Genomic DNA, 20,377 nt, shown 5'->3' with positions numbered 1-20,377 from the left:
GGTAGGGGCGCCCGGGCGGTCGTCGTGGCCACGTGGGTATGCCCACGCTCGCTATCATGCGGGCATGCCCGGTCTCCCGATCCGTGCGGCTGTCCGTTCCGACGGCGCCTTCCTCGCCGACATGACCGTCGAGGCCGCCAACTGGCGCGCCGGCGGCGCCCGCCCCCGTCACGAGGTGCTGAGCAGTCCGGACCATCGCCGGTACATCGCCGGGTGGCTGCGGCCGGGCGACGCGGGCTTCGTCGCCGAGTCGTCGACGGGGGAGCCGATCGGCGCCGCCTGGTATCGGATGTTCCCGCGCGACGAGCCCGGGTTCGCCTGGATCGGAACGGGCGTGCCCGAGCTGATCATCGGCGTGCGGCCCGTCTGGCGGTCGCACGGAACGGGACGAGCCCTGCTGCAGCACCTCGTGGACCACGCTCGCGGCGAGGGGTATGCGCGCCTCAGCCTCAGCGTGGAGCGCGACAACTTCGCCGTGTCGCTGTACCGCTCGGAGGCGTTCGCCGTCGTGCGGCGGGGGATCGGCCGCGACGTCATGGTCAAGCGCCTGCGCTGAACCCCGCGTCGGTACCTGCGAATGTCAGGGGTCGCGCCTACCGTGGAGGCATGGCTCGTACCTCGTCCCCGTCCGGCGGTCGCGCCCCCGCGAAGGGGTCGTCGCGATCGAAAGCCTCGGCGCCCGCGCCGAAGCGCTACGTCGACGAGCCCGAGAAGCCTCCCGTCGCCGCCCGCGCCTGGATGGCGGTCGCCCACGGCGTCGGCGGGATGTTCCGGGCGTTCGGCCCCGAGAACCTCGAGCGCGATCAGCGACGCGACGGCTTCCCGTTCTTCCTGGTCGTGCTCGCCGTCCTCGGTGCGGTCGTCGAGTGGTTCTTCATCGGCACAGAGGCCGCTGCCCTCATCAGCGCCTACAGCTTCGGCGCGCTCTTCGGCCGCGTCGCGTTCGTGCTCCCCGTCCTGCTCCTGCTGCTGGCGGGCTGGCTCTTCCGGCATCCCGCATCCGTCCACGACAACGGCCGCGTCGGCATCGGATTCGGGCTGTTCATCGTCACCCTCGCCGGCTTCTGTCACGTCGCCGGTGGTCGTCCCGTGCCGAGCGAGGGCGGACTGCCCGCCCTCAGTCCGGCGGGCGGCATCGCGGGCTGGATCGTGGGGGAGCCCCTGGCCTTCGCGCTCACCGACGTGGGCGCCTACATCGCGCTCTCCCTGGTGGCAGTGCTCAGCGTGCTGATCCTCACCAAGACGCCCCCCAACCGCATCGGACGCCGGCTCGGCGATCTCTACGCCTGGATGTTCGGGGTCGAGCGCTCCGAGCAGAGCGATGCCACCACGAAGGTCCTCGCCGTCGACGACGCCGACGACGAGCCCGCCGAGAAGTCGCTGCCCTGGTGGCGACGCAACAGGTCGGGCCGCGAAGAGGACGCCGACGGATCCCTCGGCTCCGACGACCTCACGACCCTGCTCTCGCCCGGCACGACGCAGGGTGGTTTCGAGTCGGCGATGGTCGAGCCGGAGCCCGTCGCGCCCCGCGCGAAGGCGCCGACCCCGCCGCCGCTCCCGCCCGCGCCCGATGCCCTCACCGAGGTCTTCGACGCGAGCGCTCTCGCCGGTGCCGTATCCGGACGCGGTCTGCACGACGATTCGTCGATCGATCTGGGCGACGACGACGATCTGCCGGGCATCTCAGGGCTCGGCGGCGACAGTGCCGGTGCGCCGCCCGCCGCGAACTACCGTCTGCCCGCCGTGACGGCGCTCGCGACGGGGACGCCCCCCAAGGCCCGCTCCACGGCGAACGACGCGGTGGTCGCCGCCATCGAGAGCGTGATGGAGCAGTTCAAGGTCGACGCGCGGGTGACCGGGTTCTCGCGCGGTCCGACCGTCACGCAGTACGAGATCGAGGTCGGGCCCGGGGTGAAGGTCGAGCGCATCACCGCGCTGACCAACAACATCGCCTACGCCGTCGCCTCCAACGAGGTCCGCATCCTCGCCCCGATCCCCGGCAAGAGCGCGATCGGTGTCGAGATCCCGAACGCCGACCGCGAGATCGTGACGCTCGGCGACATCCTCCGATCGGATGCCGCGACCTCGTCGACGCATCCCATGACCATCGGCGTGGGCAAGGACGTCGGCGGCGGCTTCGTCGTGGCCAACCTGGCCAAGATGCCCCACCTTCTGGTCGCCGGATCTACGGGTTCGGGCAAGTCGAGTTTCGTCAACTCGATGATCACCAGCCTCCTGATGCGCGCCAAGCCGTCCGACGTGCGCATGGTGCTCATCGACCCCAAGCGTGTCGAGCTGACGTCCTACGCGGGGGTGCCCCACCTCATCACGCCGATCATCACGAACCCCAAGAAGGCCGCCGAAGCGCTGCAGTGGGTCGTGAAGGAGATGGACATGCGGTACGACGACCTCGCGTCGTTCGGCTTCCGTCACATCGACGACTTCAACAAGGCGGTCGTCGCGGGGGAGATCCAGCTGCCGGCCGGGAGCGAGCGGGTGCTCAAGCCCTATCCGTATCTCCTGGTCGTCGTCGACGAGCTGGCCGACCTCATGATGGTCGCCCCCCGCGACGTCGAGGACTCGATCGTCCGCATCACCCAGCTCGCCCGTGCGAGCGGCATCCACCTCGTCCTGGCGACGCAGCGTCCGTCGGTCGACGTCGTGACCGGCCTGATCAAGGCGAACGTGCCCTCGCGCCTCGCCTTCGCCGTGACGAGCGTCACCGACTCCCGCGTCATCCTGGATCAGCCCGGTGCCGACCGGTTGATCGGTCAGGGCGACGGTCTCTTCCTGCCCATGGGGGCGTCCAAGGCCGTCCGCGTGCAGGGAGCGTGGGTGAGCGAGCAGGAGATCGAGAAGGTCGTCGCTCACGTCACGCAGCAGGCTCGGCCCGAGTACCGCGCCGACGTGCAGGCGGCCGCCGAGAAGAAGGAGATCGACGCCGACATCGGTGACGATCTCGAGCTCCTGCTCGCGGCCGCGGAGCTGGTGGTCTCGACGCAGTTCGGGTCGACTTCGATGCTCCAGCGCAAGCTGCGCGTCGGTTTTGCGAAAGCGGGGCGCCTGATGGACCTGCTCGAGTCGCGCGAGATCGTCGGTCCCTCCGAGGGATCGAAGGCCCGCGACGTGCTCGTCACCAACGAGCAGCTTCCTGCCGTCCTCGCGCGTCTGCGCGGCGATGAGGCGCCCGAGGCCCCCGCGGCCGTCGCAGACGACGACCGGTACGGCGAGGACCCGATCGAGGCGCAATACGAAGGGCTGCCTGTCGTGGAAGACGACGAGGGCTCCGAAGACGCCTGGCAGCTGACGGGACGCGACTGATGGCCGTGCACCCGCAGCTCCCCAACGCGATCACGATCGTGCGCATCCTGTGCGCACCGGTCTTCCTCTGGCTTCTTCTGGTCGACGCGGGGGAGGGCGGTGCCCTCCGCTGGGCCGCCGCCATCCTGTTCATCGTCGCCATCGCGACGGACGGGGTCGACGGGTACATCGCCCGGCGATACGAGATCGTGAGCGATCTCGGTAAGCTGCTCGACCCGATCGCCGACAAGGCCCTCACCGGAGTGGCCTTCGTCGGGCTGTCCATCCTCGGGGAGCTGCCGTGGTGGGTGACCATCATCGTGCTCGTCCGTGAGATCGGCATCACGATCTACCGCTTCATCGTCGTCAGCAACCACGTGCTCGCCGCGGCGTGGACGGGCAAGCTCAAGACCGTCTTCCAGGCCGTCGCGCTCTCGATCGCCCTCATCCCGTTCGCCGGCCTCTCCGACGCGGGAGCATGGCAGGGCACCGTGTGGTGGGTCTCGGTCGTCACCATGACGATCGCCGTCATCCTGACCATCGCCTCGGGCATCGACTACGTCGTGACCGAGGTCCGTGCTGCACGGCGGAGCCGAGGGCGCCGGTGATCGACGGCGTTCCCGACGACCTCGACGAGACGCTCGTCCGCGATCCGCGCGAGAGCGCGGCGGTGCTGCTGGACCGTCTCGCCGAGCTGGGGTGGACGATCGCCGTCGCGGAATCGCTCACCGGCGGTCTCGTCGTCGCATCTCTCGTCGATGTGCCGGGCGCTTCGCGGGTGGTGCGCGGGGGAGTGGTCGCGTACGCGACCGACCTCAAACACAGCGTGCTCGGCGTCGACCAGGCCCTGCTCGACGCGCACGGCGCCGTTCATCCCCGCGTGGCACGCCAGATGGCGCGCGGGGTCAGAGATGTCCTCGGTGCGGACGGCGTCTCCGCCGACGTCGGCGTCGCGACGACGGGAGTGGCGGGTCCCGACGAGCAGGACGGACAGCCCGTCGGCACGGTGCACATCGCGGTCTCGACGCCGTTGGGCACCCGCGTCGACTCGCTGGTGATCGCGGGGGACCGCGACCGTATCCGCCGGGAGACCGCCCATCTGGCCATCCGGCGGGTCCTCGCGGCCCTGTGAATCCTCGTCCGTGGAGCATCGACGCCGAGTGCGGGAACAAATGATCGCACACTCCGGTTTCGTCCAGCGATTCCCATCCGGTGCACAGCACGCGGCATTAGGGTGACCACAGATGGTGTTTTACAGTTGCTCATCCGGGCAGCGACGGAATCAGCAGTGAGGAGGGCCCCAAATGATCCTGGTTCGTCAAGAGATCGGCGAAGTCCTGCGTGACCTCCGCCAGCAGAAGGGCCGTACCCTCCGCCAGGTCGCCAGTCGCGCGAGCGTCGCCCTCGGCTATCTCAGCGAGGTCGAGCGCGGTCAGAAAGAAGCCTCGAGCGAGATCCTCGCTTCGGTGGCCGAAGCGCTCGACGTCCCCATCTCGACCATCATGCGCCAGGTGGGCGACCGGCTCTCCGTGCTCGAGGGCCTCCAGACCTTCCCCGACGTCGTCCCCGACGAACTCGTCGCCGCGGTCGAGCCCGAGCTGTCGCTGCGCTGACGTCGCCTCCGCATGCGTCGTAGCGAATTCGATCGCGCCGTCGCCGATTAGTTCGGCGCCCGTGGTGGCTCCCTGCTGACCGATCTCGTGTTGTCGGCGGTGGGGGGACGCACGAGTGCCGATGCTCTCGCGGCCGGCGTCGATCCTCGCGACGTGTGGCTCGCGCTCTGCGCCGAGACCGACGTACCGGAGAACCGTCGGTACGGCGTCGGGCGGCTCGAACCGCGTCGGTCCTGAGACGTCGATCTCGGTATCGCCCCGGTCGGCCACCCGTGAGGCCGGCTCCTTTCGGCAGCGCGGATCGGGGTCGAACGGGTGCAGCCTGATGCACGCGCCCCGTAGGGCCGCGCGCCGCCGAGCTTTCGGGACTCGCAGACGAGATCCCGGCGTGTCATCGAATCTACGTTCGATTCGGGCGTAGGCTCCTTCACAACGAGGTTCGTTCCCCGTTCATCCACAGGAAGGCCGTCTCCCGACACCAATGTCGGAGGCCCTCTCTAACGTGAGGAACGTCGAACGACACTCTGAACGCCTTGTCGGGTGCCCCCATCGTCGATGGGGGACGCGACAGCCTATAGGCGACCGGAACGCGAGCAGAAAGAAGACGTCATGCCCTCACCCGCAGAGCGCGAAAAGGCCCTCGAATCCGCCCTGGCGCAGATCGACCGGCAGTTCGGAAAGGGCTCGGTCATGCGACTGGGCAGCGACGACCGCGCCCCGATCGAGACCATCCCCACCGGCTCCGTCGCCCTCGACGTGGCCCTCGGCATTGGCGGCCTGCCGCGCGGTCGCATCATCGAGATCTACGGACCGGAGTCGTCGGGTAAGACGACGCTGACGCTCCACGCCATCGCCAACGCGCAGCGTGCCGGCGGCATCGCCGCGTTCATCGACGCCGAGCACGCGCTCGACCCCGAGTACGCCAAGAAGCTCGGCGTCGACATCGACGCTCTGCTCGTGTCTCAGCCCGACACCGGTGAGCAGGCCCTCGAGATCGCCGACATGCTGATCCGCTCCGGCGCGATCGACCTCGTCGTCATCGACTCCGTCGCCGCTCTCGTGCCCGAGGCCGAGATCAAGGGCGAAATGGGCGACTCCCACGTCGGTCTGCAGGCGCGCCTCATGTCGCAGGCGCTCCGCAAGCTGACGGGTGGTCTGAACACGACCAAGACCACGGCGATCTTCATCAACCAGCTGCGCGAGAAGATCGGTGTCTTCTTCGGTTCTCCCGAGACGACGGCGGGTGGAAAGGCGCTGAAGTTCTACGCCTCCGTGCGCCTCGACATCCGTCGTATCGAGACTTTGAAAGACGGCACCGAAGCGGTCGGAAACCGCACCCGCGTCAAGGTCGTCAAGAACAAGATGGCGCCGCCCTTCAAGCAGGCCGAGTTCGACATCCTCTACGGCGTGGGGATCTCACGCGAGGGCAGCCTGATCGACTTCGGCGTCGAGCACGCCATCGTGAAGAAGTCCGGCGCGTGGTACACGTACGAGGGAGAACAGCTCGGGCAGGGCAAGGAGAACGCCCGCAACTTCCTCATCAAGAACCCGGATGTCGCGGCCGAGATCGAGTCGAAGATCAAGACCAAGCTCGGCATCGGTGGAGCGCCTGCTGTGGCGGCACCCGCCGACGACGAGCTCGCCCAGCGCCGCCCGGCGTGATGAGCGACGACACCAAGGGCCCCGTCCGTCCGCGTTCGTCAGGTGGCGAAGACGGGCGGGGTTCCTCGGCGTCGGATTCGCCGGACTCGCCGTGGGCCCATGTCGCCGACACAGGGGTCGCAACCGCGAGCGATGACGGCAGCGCGCCAGCGGATCCACCCGCTTCGCGTCACGACGACACTGGCGCGCCCACAGGCTCGACCGCCTCGGGTGAAGACGCCGACGCGCCCTCAGATTCGACCGACTCGCGTCACGGCGCCGACGCGCGCGCGGGCCGGACGGCTTCCCTGCGTGCTGTCGACACCGATCTCGCACCGGTCATTCCCCTGTTCGGGGTGTCGGCGGCGACGCGCTCCGGCCGCGCCTCCGAGGGCGCCCACCCGTCGCGCGGTCGTGCCGCTGCCGCGGATGCCACGACGGCGGGTGATGTCGCGGTCCCTCGATCGACCCGTCCGCGACTGAGGGCGCTGAGAAGCGACGCATCGTCCGGCGAGTCCGCTCACGATTCCCCCGCCGCGGCGTGGAACCTCCCCGGCGGTGACCCGCGTTCGCTCCGTGCGACAGACTCTCGCGGAGCCGGAGCCGGAGCCGGAGCCGGAGCCGGAGCCGGAGCCGGAGCCGGAGCCGGAGCCGGAGCCGGAGCCGGAGCAGACGCCGACGCCGACGACGCGTTCGAACGTGCCGAAGCGCTTCTGCTTCGCAAACTCCGTTCGCGCTCGTTGTCACTGGCGGAAGCGCGAACGGCCCTCCGCGGCGTCGACGGCGCGGACGAGGCCGTCATCGAAGAGCTGATCGCCAAGTTCGTGGATCTCGGCTATCTCGACGACGCGGCGTTCGCGGAACAACTCGCGATGTCGGCGATCGAGAAGCGCGGCGAAGGGCGTCGGGCTGTGGCCGAGACGCTGCGCAAGCGCGGCATCCCTCGAGACGTCGCGGAAGCCGCACTTGCAGAGCTTCCCGACGACGATGCGGAACGCGCGCTGGAATTCGCCCGCACCAAAGTCCGCGGCGTAGACGGCAAAGACTTCGATGCGTCGCTCCGGCGGCTGGCGGGTCAGTTGGCGCGGCGGGGATATCCGTCGTCGGTGGCTCTGTCGGCCGCGAAGACGGCGCTGAGCGAGGCGGGGATCGGACGGTCGCGGTCCTTCGGACGGCCGGCGTCGGGCGTGCGGTTCACTCCTGACGACTGACCGGCGTGAGGCGTGCGTTCGCCCTCGACCCGTATGGGGTGTGGGTTCGCCGCTGACCGGCGTGCGTTCACCCCTGACCGGTGTTCGTCCCTGACAGGCGTGAGTCGAGCGTTCAGCCCTGACGACTGTTGCCGTCGGCATCCTGCGGGTCAGGAAGACGCGCGACGACACCCTGCGCCACCATGCGCGCGAGCTCTCGCCGCGACGGCGCTCCGACTTTCACGCGCGCCTGGTACACGTGGGACTCCACGGTCCGGACCGAGAGGAACAGGCGAGCGGCGATCGCCCGGTTGGTGAGTCCTTCGTTCGCGAGGAGGGCGATCTCGCGTTCTCGGGCCGTGAGCTCCTCGGGCGGCGGGGAGGCAATGGGGGGAGGAGCGGGTGCGGGAGCGGGGATCACCGCTTCGGCGGCGGGCGCCGACCACAGAGCGTGAAGACGAAGGTCATCGACGGGCCGCGCGTCATCGGCTCCGACTGACCGGGCCGACGCCCGGCGCACCGCGTTCGTCGCGAGGGGGAGGTCCGTCGTGGCGGCCAGCTGCACGAGCTCGTCGATCTCTGCCTCCGCGGCGATGTCGAGACTCACGAGCCGATACAGGTCGCGGATGCGGAGGGCCGCTGCCGAGCAACCGCGGCTGAGATCGGCGGCGGCGCGCGCGGCGGCGCGCGCCTCGACGACCCGTGCCTCCGCGACCAGGACGGTCGTCTCGACGTAGAGGCGGCTGCGTCGCACGATGAGCGGCCCGTCCTCATCGACATGCGCGAGGATGGCGCGCGCGTCCTCCAGCCGCTGCGCGAGAGCCAATTCCTCCGCGACATCCAGTCTGAGCATCGCGGCCGTGGAGTCGCCCACCGCGGCCGGGTCCCGGCGCATGGCCGAGACCACCTCGCGATGCGCCTGCTCGGGTCGCCCGGACGCAGCGAAGGCGACGGCCGCGGCGATGCCCGCGACGGTGAGTTCGGACGAGCCACCCTCACGCGCGGCCGGACCGAGCTCGCGTGCGAGGCGGTGCTCTGCCGCGGTGCCATCGGCCCCGGCGATCTGGTGGCCGACGAGGAGCGCGAGCAACGTAGACAGGCGATCTCGGGTGGTGATCCCTGGCGGGCGCGGGTCCGTGTCGAGCAGACGCTGTGCGTCGCGGTAGTGGGCCCGAGCGACGGCCCAGCGGCCCCGAAGAGTCTCCATGGTGCCCGCCGTCACAAGAGCCCGCAGTCGTCCGAGGGGCGAGGCGCCGGGGATCGAGACCGCCAATCCGGCGAGTTCGCTCGCCTTCGCGGAGTCGAGCCGGTCACCCGCCCGCGTCGCCTCTTCGAGCAGGCGCTCCACCTGCGCGTCCGCCTCGGCCTGCTCGGGCGAGATCCGTGCCGCATCGGCGGAGAGCGGCATCCCCGCCGCCGCCCGGTGTGCCTGCAGGCGAGCGATCCGACGGCGAGCAGAACCGTCGGTGGCGACGCCGTCCGAGTCGACCGCACCGTGCCGCGCGAGAGCAGCTTCGATGTGCAGCGCCGGGTCGTCGACGGCGGCGAGACCTCGAGCGGCGTGAGCGGCCGCGTGCGCCGTGTCACCCCGGTCATTCGCCTCTCGCGCCGCGTCGAGTGCCACCCGCGCGCGGAGCGCCGGGTCATAGGTCGCTTCCCCCGAGGCGTCAGCACCGAGACGGTGCCATCGTTCGGAGACGGTGACCGCGACGGTGGAGCTCCACCAGTGGTCGGCCTCGCCGAGCATGCGTCTGCCGGCGCCGTCGATCATCGCATCGACGACATCATCGCCGAGCTGCCGGTGCGCCTCGAGCGCGAACAGGTCGTTGGCCGTGAGGCGCTGTTCCGCCGAGGAATCGGCGTGGAGGAGACCGCTACCGAGAAGCGCGTCGACGGCCTCGGGGTCGAACAGGCGTGTGGCGACCGCGAACTCGAGGTGGGCCAGGCGGCGCACACCGGCGAGGCACTCGAGGTCCTGCCGCAGAAAGCCGGCGACGTGGCGTTCCACCGCGACGGCGAGTCGGCTGTCGGGGGCGACGGAGCGGACCGCCCGGAGCGGATCGCGGCCGTCGCGGGCGGCCCGGAGCGCCTCCAGCACGAGTTGACGCAGCAGTGTCCGCGAGCCGTCCGCGCGCCAGATGAGACCTTCGCGCGTCGGCACGTCGAGCAGATCCGCATCAGGGAAGAGCGCGATCATGCGCCGCGCGTCGTCGTCGGTGAGCTCCGACAGATCGATGCGTCGAGCGAAGCCGTCCATCCAGAGGTCGAGGAACGTGCGCCGTACCTCGTCGGCGTCATCGGGGCGGTACCGCGACCGAGCGCGAGCGGTGCGCAGCCCGACGACGGCGGTCGCTCTGCGCGTGGCCACCGCCTGGGCCAGCACACGGGCTGAGGCGGGATCGAGGGCGTCGACGTCGTCGATGACGATCACCCCGTCGATCCGCGTCGGCGACCCTTCGCTCAGACTGCGCAGAGCGGGGTGGCCGGTAGCGGCCAGGGCGCCGAACGGGACGGCCCTCAGCGCTGAGGCCGGCCGGACGATGATGACCTCGCGTCCGCGCTTCTCGACCTCCGCCGTGACGGCCCGGATGACATAGCTGCGCCCGCTTCCGCGCGGCCCCGCCACCACGATGGAGACGCCGGCCTGCACACGGGATGTCAGGTCGATCACGTCCCGGTCGGAACCGATCACTCCGCGCGACCACGAGGTCGCCTGTTCTGTCCGCATACTTCTCCCCCCGGATACCCGCAGGCGGACGGGTCAGCGTGGGCACACACTATCGATCAGCTATGCGCGCCGCTAGGTCGATGAGCGAAGGGATGTGCGCGTTTCGCGATGAGCGTCGATCGGCGGCGCGCATCGAGGGGAGGGGGGACGGGCTTTAGAATTGCTCGCATCATGACCACCCCCGTCTCGACCCCGACGCTCATCGCGCCCTCCGCCGCCGCCCAGGGCGATGCCGGTGCGCGCACCTACGAAGTCCGCACGTTCGGATGCCAGATGAACGTGCACGACTCCGAGCGTCTCAGCGGGTCGCTCGAGAGCGCCGGCTACGTGCGCGCCGAGGCGGGCACCGAGGCCGACGTCGTGGTCATCAACACGTGCGCTGTGCGTGACAACGCCGCGGGGAAGCTCTACGGCACGCTGGGTCACCTGAAGTCGCGCAAGGACGCGCGCGCGGGCATGCAGATCGCCGTCGGCGGCTGCCTCGCGCAGATGGACAAGGAAGCCGTCCAGCAGAAAGCGCCGTGGGTCGACGTCGTCTTCGGCACGCACAATATGGGCTCGCTCCCGGGCATGCTCGAGCGTGCCCGGCACAACGGTGAAGCGGAGCTGGAGATCCTCGAGTCGCTCGAGATCTTCCCGTCGACGCTGCCCACCAAGCGCGACTCGGTGCACAGCGGCTGGGTGTCGATCTCGGTCGGTTGCAACAACACCTGCACGTTCTGCATCGTGCCGAGCCTGCGCGGCAAGGAGAAGGACCGCCGCCCGGGCGACATCCTGAACGAGATCCGCCTGCTCGTCGACGACGGCGCGATCGAGGTCACCCTGCTCGGCCAGAACGTCAACTCGTACGGCGTCGAGTTCGGCGACCGTCTCGCGTTCGGCAAGCTGCTGCGCGCGGCGGGCGAGATCGAGGGCCTCGAGCGCATCCGGTTCACCAGCCCCCATCCGGCGGCCTTCACCGATGACGTCATCGCGGCGATGGCCGAGACCCCGGCGGTCATGCCGCAGCTGCACATGCCCCTGCAGTCCGGTTCCGACCGCATCCTCAAGGCGATGCGTCGGTCGTACCGCAGCGAGAAGTTCCTCGGCATCCTGGACCGCGTGCGCGAGCGCATCCCGCACGCCGCGATCACGACCGACATCATCGTGGGCTTCCCCGGCGAGACCGACGACGACTTCGAAGAGACCATGCGCGTGGTCGAGGCCTCGCGGTTCTCGAGCGCCTTCACGTTCCAGTACTCGATCCGCGAGGGCACACCGGCCGCGACCATGGCCGATCAGGTGCCGAAGGCCGTCGTGCAGGAGCGCTTCGAGCGGCTGATCGCCCTGCAGGACCGGATCTCGGCGGAGGAGAACCAGAAGCAGCTCGGCCGCACCCTCGAGGTCCTCGTCTCGGCGGGAGAGGGCAAGAAGGATGCCGAGACCCACCGCCTGACCGGCCGCGCCGAAGACAACCGCCTCGTGCACTTCGAGCTGCCGGCCGGATCGGCCGTGCCGCGTCCGGGCGACGTCGTGTCGGTCACGGTGACCCACGCGGCGCCCTTCCACCTGCTCGCCGACGCCGTCGACGGCGCGCCGCTGCGCATCCGTCGCACCCGCGCCGGCGACGCGTGGGACCGGTCGCAGGCCGAGTCGTGCGCAGTGCCGGCGCCCGCCGGCGAGGCCGGCGCGCCGCGCGCGGTGTCGCTCGGACTCCCCACGCTGCGCGTCGGCGTGTGACGAGCCCGTCCCTCTGGGCCGTCGTCGGAGCCACCGGTACCGGCAAGACCGGTCTCTCCCTCTCCCTCGCCGAGGCTCTCGCGGCCGAGGGGCGGTCGGCCGAGATCGTGAACGCCGACGCGATGCAGCTGTACCGCGGCATGGACATCGGCACAGCGAAGATCCCGGTCGCGGAGCGGCGCGGCATCCCGCATCACCTCTTCGACGATCTCGCGGTGACCGACGAGGCCGCGGTGGCCTGGTATCAGGATGCCGCCCGCGCGGCGATCTCCGAGATCCACTCCCGGGGTGCCGAGGCGATCCTCGTCGGCGGCTCGGGGCTCTACGTCTCGAGCGTGCTGTGGGATTTCCGCTTTCCCCCGCGGGATGAGGCATTGCGCGCCCGCCTCGAGGCGGAGCTCGAGGGCGAGGGCCCGGGTGCGCTCTTCGCGCGGCTCCGCGAGGCCGATCCCCGTGCGGCGGCGAACATCGACCCGCGCAACGGGCGACGCGTGGTGCGCGCGCTCGAGGTGCTGGCCCAGGGCGGCGAGACGCACGGCGGTGCCCTTCCGGATGCGCCGGAAACATGGCATCCGTCGACGCGCATCGTCACGACGCACGTGGAACGCGCGCAGCTCGTGTCGATGCTGGACGCGCGCGTCGAGGGAATGTGGGCCGCGGGCCTCGTCGACGAAGTCGAGAAGTTGCGCGGCGAGGGACTCGAGCGAGGCGTCACGGCGTCACGCGCGATCGGGTACGCGCAGGCGCTCGCCCAGCTGCGCGGCGACCTGACGCGCGCGGACGCCATCGCGCAGACGCAGGCCCTCACCCGGCGCTACGCGCGCCGACAGGTGTCGTGGTTCCGCCGTTACGCCGACGCCCGCGTCATCGACGCCCGGACGACGGATGCCGCGCACCTCGTGCGCGCGACAGAGGGAGACGATCGATGACCATCGCGATCCGCGCATTTGTGCCGTCCGACGAGGACGCCGTCGTCGCCCTGTGGGAGGAGGCGGGGCTGACCAGGCCCTGGAACGACCCGCGCGCCGACATCCGCCGGAAGCTGACCGTGCAGCCCGAGCTCTTCCTCGTCGCCGTCGACGGGGACGCGCTCGTCGGCAGCGTGATGGCGGGCTACGACGGGCACCGCGGGTGGCTCTACTACCTGGCCGCCGCGGCCTCGCACCGCGGGCGGGGAGTGGGGCGGGCGCTCGTGGCCGAGGCGGAGCGGCTGCTGGAGGCGATGGGCTGCCCCAAGGTGCAGCTCATGGTGCGCCCCGACAACACCGGAGCGCGGGGCTTCTACGACGCGCTCGGCTACGAGCCGTTCGAGACCTGGGCCACCGGCCGGCGACTGATCGTCGACGGTCCCGGACGACCCGACTGAGGCCGCCCGGCCCTGGCACGGCGGATGGCCGGCTGCGGGTCGTCCGTAGACTGGACGCATGTCCTCTCTCGCGTTCACCAAGGGCCACGGCACCGGCAACGATTTCGTGGTGGTCGCCGACCCCGACGGCGAGCTCGACCTCTCCGACGCGCAGGTCGCCGCGCTGTGCGACCGTCACTTCGGCATCGGCGCCGACGGGTTGCTGCGGGTCGTGCGCTCCGCCGCGATCCGCGACGGCGCCGAGGCGGCGGCATCCGGGGCCGAGTGGTTCATGGATTACCGCAACGCCGACGGATCCGCGGCCGAGATGTGCGGCAACGGCACGCGCGTCTTCGCCCGGTACCTCACCGACACGGGTCTCGCCTCCATCGACGAGGGACTGCGGATCGGCACGCGAGCGGGGGTGAAGACACTCACGCGCAGCGACCGCGGGTTCGAGGTCGACCTGGGCGCGTACGCGGTCGAGGCCGACGAGACGCTCGTGCGCGCGAGGGGCCTGAGCGTCGCGCGCCCGGGGGTGGGCATCGACGTCGGCAACCCGCACGTGGTCGTCGCCCTGTCGTCGGATGCCGAGCTCGAGGGGCTCGATCTGACCTTCCAACCCGTACTCGACCCCGCGCCGCGACACGGCGCCAACGTCGAATTCGTCGTCCCGGCCGACCCGCTCGTGCGCGACGGCGTCGGGGCGATCCGCTTGCGCGTGTTCGAGCGCGGGGTCGGCGAGACCCTCAGCTGCGGAACGGGCGTCGCCGCCGCCGCGCTCGCCGTGCGGCACTGGGCGGGCGCCGCCGCTCCCGATCACTGGGTCGTCGACACCCCGGGCGGCACGCTCGGCGTGCGCGTCGCCGAGGGGCGGGTCTTCCTGTCGGGTCCCGCATCGCTGGTGTTCACGGGCGAGGTCGCTCTCGCCTGATACCGGAACGGGGCGTCGGAGCGGAATCGCGCGACGTCAAACGTCGCGGGGAGACGGCGCGTGCGCGCTCGAGCCGTGGCAGCCGGATGCCGGCTCGCGGGCGCGAGCGGATGATTCCACCGACGGGGCTCCGCTCCCGTGCGCGCCCCCTCTGACGACGGCGCGGCGGACGCCGTCGGCTCAGCGGACGACATCGATGAGTTCGCTCGGGGGCGAGCCGTGGCGGCGCACCCGCAGGACGCGGTACCCGCGGCCCGTGGCGGCGCGCTGGACGCCGTAGCCCTCGGGGAAGGTCGCCGCGAGCCAGCGCTGCAGGGAATCGGAGCCGAGGTTGCGCTGGACGACGAACCAGCCGTCGCTGCGCTCCTGCAGGCGCGGAATCCAGTGTTGGAGCATGCCGTGCAGCTCGTTCTTGCCGACCCGGATCGGCGGGTTCGAGCGGATGGTGCGGAACGTCACGTCGTCGGGAACATCTTCCGGGCGCACGGCGTTGATGTTGGTGAGGCCGAGCGACTCGGCATTGCGCCTCACGAGATCGAGAGCACGTTCGTTGACGTCGACCGCCCACACGGTCGCGTGCGGTGACGCGAGCGCCAGCGACAACGAGATCGGACCCCACCCGCACCCCAGGTCGAGGAAGTTCCCACCGGCGGGCGGGGGAGGCGTGTTGGCCAGCAGCACCGAGGTGCCGGCATCCACGTGCTCGGGGCTGAAGACGCCGCCCGCCGTGACCACCTCGAGTTCGCGACCGGCCAGCGTCACGCGGATGCGGCGGAGCTGCTCGGGACTCGACGGCGACGCGCTGAAGTAGTGCTCGCTCCCCATCCGCACAGGATATCCGACCGGAGCCTCGGGTGCCGGGGCGGATAAAGTGCCAGAACATCAGTACCACCGCGGGCCCCGCCCGCGACGAAAGGAACACATGACCGAACAGACCACACCCCCGAGCATCGACGCGTCAGCCGTGGATCCGGTCGACCGTGTGCTCGCGCGCGCCGAAGCGCACCGCGGGGTCCGGGTCTTCGGTGCCGCTCAGGCCCTTCAAGACAGCACCACCGCATACGGCGGCGATAGCGACGGCGACCAGTGGGACCGCGAGGAACGCGCGGCGCTGCGCCGTGTCGTCGGCCTGTCGACCGAGCTCGAAGACGTCACCGAGGTCGAGTACCGCCAGTTGCGCCTCGAGAACGTCGTGCTCGTCGGCGTGCACCCCCAGGGGGAGCAGACGGATGCGGAGAACTCGCTGCGCGAGTTGTCGGCGCTCGCCGAAACGGCCGGAGCGGTCGTGCTCGACGGCGTCCTGCAGCGTCGGCCTCACCCCGATCCGGCGACCTACGTCGGCCGGGGCAAGGCCGCGGAGCTTCGCGACATCGTCGCCGCCGTCGGCGCCGACACCGTCATCGCCGACACGGAGCTCGCGCCCAGCCAGCGGCGTGCGCTCGAAGACGTCGTGAAGGTGAAGGTGATCGACCGCACGACGGTCATCCTCGACATCTTCAGCCAGCACGCGAAGAGCCGTGAGGGCAAGGCCCAGGTCGAACTCGCGCAGCTCGAATACCTCCTCCCGCGACTGCGCGGATGGGGCGACTCGATGTCGCGTCAGGCCGGCGGACAGGTCGGTGCGGGCGGAGCGGGCATGGGTTCCCGCGGACCCGGTGAGACGAAGATCGAGCTCGACCGTCGCCGCATCCGTACGCGTATGGCCCAGCTGCGCAAGCAGCTGCGCGACTTCGCCCCCGCCCGCGAGGCCAAGCGCGCCGAGCGCAAGCGCCACACGATCCCGTCGGTGGCGATCGCCGGGTACACCAACGCCGGTAAGTCGAGCCTGCTCAACCGCCTCACGAGCGCCGGAGTGCTCGTGGAGAACGCCCTCTTCGCGACCCTGGATGCCACGGTCCGCCGCTCCGAGACCACCGACGGGCGCGTGTACACGTTGACCGACACCGTGGGCTTCGTGCGCAACCTCCCGCATCAGCTGGTCGAAGCTTTCCGCTCGACGCTCGAGGAGGTCGGCGACGCCGACGTCATCCTGCACGTCGTCGATGCCTCGCACCCCGACCCGGCCGCCCAGCTCATGACGGTGCGCGACGTGATGGGCGATGTCGACGCGAACTTCGGGCAGGAGATCGTCGTCTTCAACAAGGCCGATCTCGTGAGCGAAGACGACCGGCTCGTGCTGCGGGGTCTCGCTCCGAACGCGAAATTCGTGTCGTCGCGCACCGGTGAGGGCATCGCCGAACTGCGTGCCGCGATCGAGGAGGCGCTGCCCCTGCCGGCGGTCGAGGTGCAGGCGGTCGTTCCGTACGACCGCGGCGACCTCGTGTCGGCGGTGCACGAGAGCGGCCTCATCGTGGCGCAGGAGCACCGCGAGAACGGCACCTACCTGCACGCTCACGTCGGCGCCCGGCTCGCCGCCGAGCTGGCGGCGTTCGAGGGCTGAGGCCCGCGCGGCACGATGGCCCCCTGCGCGTGCGCGCGGGGGCCCATCGCCGTAAGGGCGCTCTTCGGCGCCTCGGCGCCGCGGGTGAGTCGCCCGGACCGCGGCGGCTCAGTCGAGCTCGAGCGCGGGGATACCCGGGGTCTCGAAGCCGAATACCGCGCCGAGGAAGCCGAGTTCGCGCTCGAGGGAGTCGATCACCGTCTCCGACCGGCGGAACCCGTGCCCCTCACCCTCGTACAGGACGTACGCGTGCGGGACGCCGTGCGCCGTCAGGGCGTCGCGGATGGCCTCCGCCTGCGATGGGGGGACCACTCGGTCTTCCGATCCCTGCAGGATCAGCAGCGGCACACGGAAGAGCTCCGGGCGGCTCAGGGGTGAGCGCTCGACGTACACGGCCTCGGCATCGGGCAGAGGCCCGATGAGCCCGTCGAGGTAGCGCGCCTCGAAGTCGTGGGTGTCTTCCGCGAGGGCGCGGGCGTCGCCCACCCCGTAGCGGGAGATGCCGGCTGCGAACACGTCGGTGCGCGTGACGGCGGCGAGCACCGTCCAGCCCCCGGCCGAGCCGCCCGCGATGGCGAGGCGCTCGGGGTCGGCGAGTCCCGCTTCCGCGAGGGCGGATGCCGCGGCGGCGACATCGTCGACGTCGACCACGCCCCACCGTCCCTTCAGGCGGTCCCGATAGGCGCGCCCGTAGCCCGTGGAACCGCCGTAGTTGACGTCGAGGACACCGATACCCCGGCTCGTGAAGAACGCCGTCTTCGCCGACGGAGCGGGGCCGACGTGCGAGGTGGGTCCGCCGTGGACGAGCACGACGTACGGCGGGCGCTCACCCGCCACGGGGGCGACGTCGGGGTTGGTGGGGGCGTAGGCGAAAGCGTGCACCGGACCGTGCGGTCCGTCCGTCGACAGCGCGCGGGCCGTCGGCATCCATTCGTCTCCCCACGGGCCGGCGCCTCCCGTCACGAGGTCGACAACGCCGGAATCGAGGTCGACGAGCCAGAGGCCCGATCGGCCGCCGGCGTCCGAACCCGAGACGAGCACCTGCGAACCGCGGGCGTCGTCGATCGCGGCGCCGGCGACGACGGGGACGTCGAGGGGACGGACGCCGCTCGGTGCGATCTCGACGACCTCATCGGCCCCGTTCGTCCGGACGGCGACGACGCGCCCGTCGTCGGCCGCTCCGAACCACCGGGTTCCGAGTACCCACAGGCCGCCGCCGGTGTCGGCGTCCGCCGGGGCGAGCGGCTGCGCATCGCCGTCGAGGGGGCGGCGGAAGAGGTTCCAGCGGCCTGCGGGGTCGTCCGCGTACAGCAGCTCGTCATCCGCGATCCACACGGGTTGCACGGGCGCGCGGCGCGCACCGCCCGCGACGTCGTGGACCTCGCCCGTCTCGAGGTCGGCGACGCGGAGGACGGTGGCATCCCACGGCATGTCGGGGTGGTCCCAGGCCACCCAGGCCAGGCGGCGACCGTCGGGCGAGAGGGCCGGCTGGGCCAGGAAGTCACTGCCCTCGGCGAGGATCTCCGCCGGCCCGTCGAGGGGGATGCGGACGATGGCCCGGGCCGGGACCCGCGACGACTCGTGGGTCTCGCGCACGGCGAGGAGCACCCCGTGCTCCCAGCGCAGTCCGCCGTGTCGCACGGCGTCGTCGGCGGGGGTCAGCGGGCGCGAGGTCTCGCCCGGGCGGAGGGCATAGACGCGCTGGTCGGTCTTCTCGACGTAGTACAGCTCCCCGTCGTCGGACGCCGTCCAGGCGCCGCCCCCGTACTCGTGCACCGCGGAGCGCGCGTCGGCGGGTGCGGGAAGCACCGTCTCGACGGAGCCGTCGCCGCGGCGACGCTTCACGGCGACGCGACCGGCCTCGTGGGGGACGGACTCGCCCCACCACACCTCGTCTCCCACCAGTCGTGCGCCGTCGACGCGCGGCGAGGCCTGGGCGACGGACGCGGGCGTGATCGGGGAGGGCCAGGAACCGTAGGGGAGGGTGTCAGCCATGACTCCAGCCTAGGCAGGGCGTCCGACATCGACGGAGACCCGCGGTCCTCGCGACGAGCGAGCCGAGAGGGGCGGATGCCATGCCCGAGCGCGCATCCGGCCCCGGGGCGGGGAAGGTCAGACGGCGCGCAGGACGGCGACGAGGCGGCCGAGCACGACGGCCTCGTCGCCCAGGATCGGCTCGAATGCGCTGTTGCGGGGGAGCAGCCAGGTGTGGCCGTCGCGGCGGCGGAACGTCTTCACGGTCGCCTCGCCGTCGAGCATCGCGGCGACGATCTCGCCGTTCTCGGCCGTCGCCTGCGATCGTACGACGACCCAGTCGCCGTCGCAGATGGCGGCGTCGATCATCGAGTCGCCCGACACCTTGAGCATGAAGAGCTCGCCCTTGCCCACGAGTTGGCGGGGGAGGGGGAAGATCTCCTCCACCTGCTGGTCGGCGGTGATGGGCACGCCGGCGGCGATGCGGCCGACGAGGGGCACGAGGGCGGCGTCGCCCAGCGCGGGAACCGTGTCGGCCGGGTTCTCGGCGGCGGCACCGGGGAGGTCGATGAGGACTTCCATGGCGCGCGTCTTGCCCGGGTCGCGCCGCAGGTAGCCGCTCAGTTCCAGCTGGTTGAGCTGGTGGGTCACGCTCGACAGCGACTTCAGGCCGACCGCGTCGCCGATCTCGCGCATGCTCGGCGGATAGCCGTGCCGGGCGATCGATCGCTGGATGACCTCGAGGATGGCGAGCTGCTTGTCGCTCAGGTTCTTGCGTCGCCGAGTCTGCGGACGTTCGCGGCCGGCGGCGGTCGTCGCGTCGGTCATCTGTGCTCCCCTCGCGCCGCTGTCGATGCGGCGGAAATTCGAATGTCGGAGGTTGGTGATGAGGTCTCCGTGTCGAAACCGTATCCGGTGAATGAGCCGGAAGGCAGGGAACGGCGCGCGTGTCGCGTTCGATCCGTCTCCGATATCCGCGGTCTTGACACATCGAAAGTATCGAAGATAGATTCGGAATACAGATTCGCACTCCCGCCCTCCCGGCCGAGGGCGGGGTGCGAATCTCTCCCCACCGAGGAGCACATCATGAGCAGCATCGCCATCACCGCCCCGACCACCCGCCTGCGTATCACCGCGCGCGGCCGCCGTGTCGTCGCGTTCCTGGTCGCCCTTCCCCTCGCCATCGCCCTGGGTTTCGCCGTCGTCGGCGGGGGAGCCGCGCTCGCTTCGAACGAGGCCGGGGCGCCCGCCGGGTCGTTCACCGAGATCACCGTCATGAGCGGCGAGACGCTGTGGTCGATCGCCGAAGAGCTCGCGCCCGCGGCCGACCCGCGCGACGTGGTCGCCGAGATCACGCGTCTCAACGCCCTGTCCGGCGGTTCCGTCACGGCGGGTCAGCGCATCGCCATCCCCGCCGAATACGCTCCCGCGAACTGACCGTCCGCACGGGATCGACGCCGACGGCAGGGGCGATCCGCCCAACCCGCGAGCGT

The 20,377-nt window shown here is 71.0% G+C and carries 17 protein-coding genes and 1 pseudogene; 14 read left to right on the top strand and 4 right to left on the bottom strand.

The genetic code is table 11. The features are described 5' to 3' along the window. Positions 1-64: 64 nt before the first annotated feature. The 8 genes and pseudogenes from ACFZA2_RS01090 to ACFZA2_RS01055 all read left to right on the top strand — a co-directional run bounded on the left by ACFZA2_RS01090 (position 65) and on the right by ACFZA2_RS01055 (position 7,765). Positions 65-556 (top strand): GNAT family N-acetyltransferase, encoded by a 492-nt coding sequence (locus tag ACFZA2_RS01090; RefSeq protein WP_391399481.1) that lies wholly within the window; start codon positions 65-67, stop codon positions 554-556. A 50-nt stretch (positions 557-606) separates the two neighbouring features. Continuing rightward, positions 607-3,321 (top strand): DNA translocase FtsK 4TM domain-containing protein, encoded by a 2,715-nt coding sequence (locus tag ACFZA2_RS01085; protein ID WP_391399477.1) that lies wholly within the window; start codon positions 607-609, stop codon positions 3,319-3,321. Then, the gene (gene pgsA, locus ACFZA2_RS01080) at positions 3,321-3,908 is read left to right on the top strand and encodes a CDP-diacylglycerol--glycerol-3-phosphate 3-phosphatidyltransferase (RefSeq protein ID WP_391399474.1); all 588 of its coding nucleotides are present in this window, start codon (positions 3,321-3,323) and stop codon (positions 3,906-3,908) included. Before ACFZA2_RS01085 ends, pgsA begins: the two co-directional genes overlap by 1 nt. Further along, positions 3,905-4,432, top strand: a complete 528-nt coding sequence (locus ACFZA2_RS01075) for a CinA family protein (protein ID WP_391399471.1) — start codon at positions 3,905-3,907, stop codon at positions 4,430-4,432. The genes pgsA and ACFZA2_RS01075 overlap by 4 nt, the downstream gene beginning before the upstream one ends. Before the next feature lie 172 nt (positions 4,433-4,604). Beyond that, complete coding sequence (locus ACFZA2_RS01070) at positions 4,605-4,913, top strand: helix-turn-helix domain-containing protein (RefSeq protein WP_108319449.1); 309 nt, start codon at positions 4,605-4,607, stop codon at positions 4,911-4,913. A gap of 69 nt (positions 4,914-4,982) precedes the next feature. Then, positions 4,983-5,150 (top strand): annotated as a pseudogene (locus ACFZA2_RS01065) (DUF3046 domain-containing protein); the annotation flags it as partial. Between the two features lie 372 nt (positions 5,151-5,522). Then, on the top strand, positions 5,523-6,575 hold the full coding sequence (recA, locus tag ACFZA2_RS01060; protein WP_315993086.1) for a recombinase RecA: 1,053 nt from the start codon (positions 5,523-5,525) through the stop codon (positions 6,573-6,575). 803 nt (positions 6,576-7,378) lie between these two features. Further along, entirely contained in the window at positions 7,379-7,765 is a 387-nt protein-coding gene (locus ACFZA2_RS01055; RefSeq protein ID WP_391399467.1) for a regulatory protein RecX, read from the top strand. A 112-nt stretch (positions 7,766-7,877) separates the two neighbouring features. On the opposite strand, the gene ACFZA2_RS01050 is transcribed toward ACFZA2_RS01055, so the two are convergent. Beyond that, entirely contained in the window at positions 7,878-10,472 is a 2,595-nt protein-coding gene (locus ACFZA2_RS01050) for a LuxR C-terminal-related transcriptional regulator (protein ID WP_391399464.1), read from the bottom strand. Positions 10,473-10,643: 171 nt separating this feature from the next. On the opposite strand from ACFZA2_RS01050, the gene miaB reads away from it, so the two are divergent. From miaB to dapF, 4 genes are read left to right on the top strand one after another with little or no spacing between them, the layout of a single operon-like run. Then, positions 10,644-12,191, top strand: coding sequence for a tRNA (N6-isopentenyl adenosine(37)-C2)-methylthiotransferase MiaB (gene miaB, locus ACFZA2_RS01045; protein ID WP_391399461.1), 1,548 nt, complete (start codon positions 10,644-10,646; stop codon positions 12,189-12,191). Further along, positions 12,188-13,120 carry a tRNA (adenosine(37)-N6)-dimethylallyltransferase MiaA gene (gene miaA / locus ACFZA2_RS01040; protein ID WP_391399458.1) on the top strand — a complete coding sequence of 311 codons (933 nt, stop codon included), beginning with the start codon at positions 12,188-12,190 and terminating at the stop codon, positions 13,118-13,120. Before miaB ends, miaA begins: the two co-directional genes overlap by 4 nt. Continuing rightward, on the top strand, positions 13,117-13,557 hold the full coding sequence (locus ACFZA2_RS01035) for a GNAT family acetyltransferase (protein ID WP_391399455.1): 441 nt from the start codon (positions 13,117-13,119) through the stop codon (positions 13,555-13,557). The genes miaA and ACFZA2_RS01035 overlap by 4 nt, the downstream gene beginning before the upstream one ends. Before the next feature lie 58 nt (positions 13,558-13,615). Further along, positions 13,616-14,470, top strand: coding sequence for a diaminopimelate epimerase (dapF, locus tag ACFZA2_RS01030; RefSeq protein WP_391399452.1), 855 nt, complete (start codon positions 13,616-13,618; stop codon positions 14,468-14,470). 180 nt (positions 14,471-14,650) lie between these two features. Here dapF and ACFZA2_RS01025 read toward each other — a convergent pair whose 3' ends face one another. Beyond that, positions 14,651-15,295 carry a methyltransferase gene (locus ACFZA2_RS01025; protein ID WP_315993079.1) on the bottom strand — a complete coding sequence of 215 codons (645 nt, stop codon included), beginning with the start codon at positions 15,293-15,295 and terminating at the stop codon, positions 14,651-14,653. Between the two features lie 97 nt (positions 15,296-15,392). Between ACFZA2_RS01025 and hflX the strand changes: the two genes are divergently transcribed. Further along, the gene (hflX, locus tag ACFZA2_RS01020; protein ID WP_391399448.1) at positions 15,393-16,910 is read left to right on the top strand and encodes a GTPase HflX; all 1,518 of its coding nucleotides are present in this window, start codon (positions 15,393-15,395) and stop codon (positions 16,908-16,910) included. A gap of 108 nt (positions 16,911-17,018) precedes the next feature. On the opposite strand, the gene ACFZA2_RS01015 is transcribed toward hflX, so the two are convergent. Together ACFZA2_RS01015 and lexA are read right to left on the bottom strand one after the other, a co-directional pair. After that, positions 17,019-18,905, bottom strand: a complete 1,887-nt coding sequence (locus ACFZA2_RS01015; RefSeq protein ID WP_391399445.1) for a prolyl oligopeptidase family serine peptidase — start codon at positions 18,903-18,905, stop codon at positions 17,019-17,021. Positions 18,906-19,022: 117 nt separating this feature from the next. Next, positions 19,023-19,712 carry a transcriptional repressor LexA gene (lexA, locus tag ACFZA2_RS01010; protein WP_391399442.1) on the bottom strand — a complete coding sequence of 230 codons (690 nt, stop codon included), beginning with the start codon at positions 19,710-19,712 and terminating at the stop codon, positions 19,023-19,025. A gap of 258 nt (positions 19,713-19,970) precedes the next feature. Here lexA and ACFZA2_RS01005 point away from each other — a divergent pair, with 258 nt between their 5' ends. After that, complete coding sequence (locus tag ACFZA2_RS01005; protein WP_391399439.1) at positions 19,971-20,321, top strand: LysM peptidoglycan-binding domain-containing protein; 351 nt, start codon at positions 19,971-19,973, stop codon at positions 20,319-20,321. Positions 20,322-20,377 lie beyond the last annotated feature (56 nt).

Origin of the sequence: Microbacterium sp. NPDC007973, assembly GCF_042958465.1 — a bacterium.
Taxonomy (GTDB): domain Bacteria; phylum Actinomycetota; class Actinomycetes; order Actinomycetales; family Microbacteriaceae; genus Microbacterium; species Microbacterium galbum.
The sequence above is the reverse complement of the archived record's forward strand: the minus strand, read 5'-3'. Positions and strand labels throughout refer to the sequence as shown.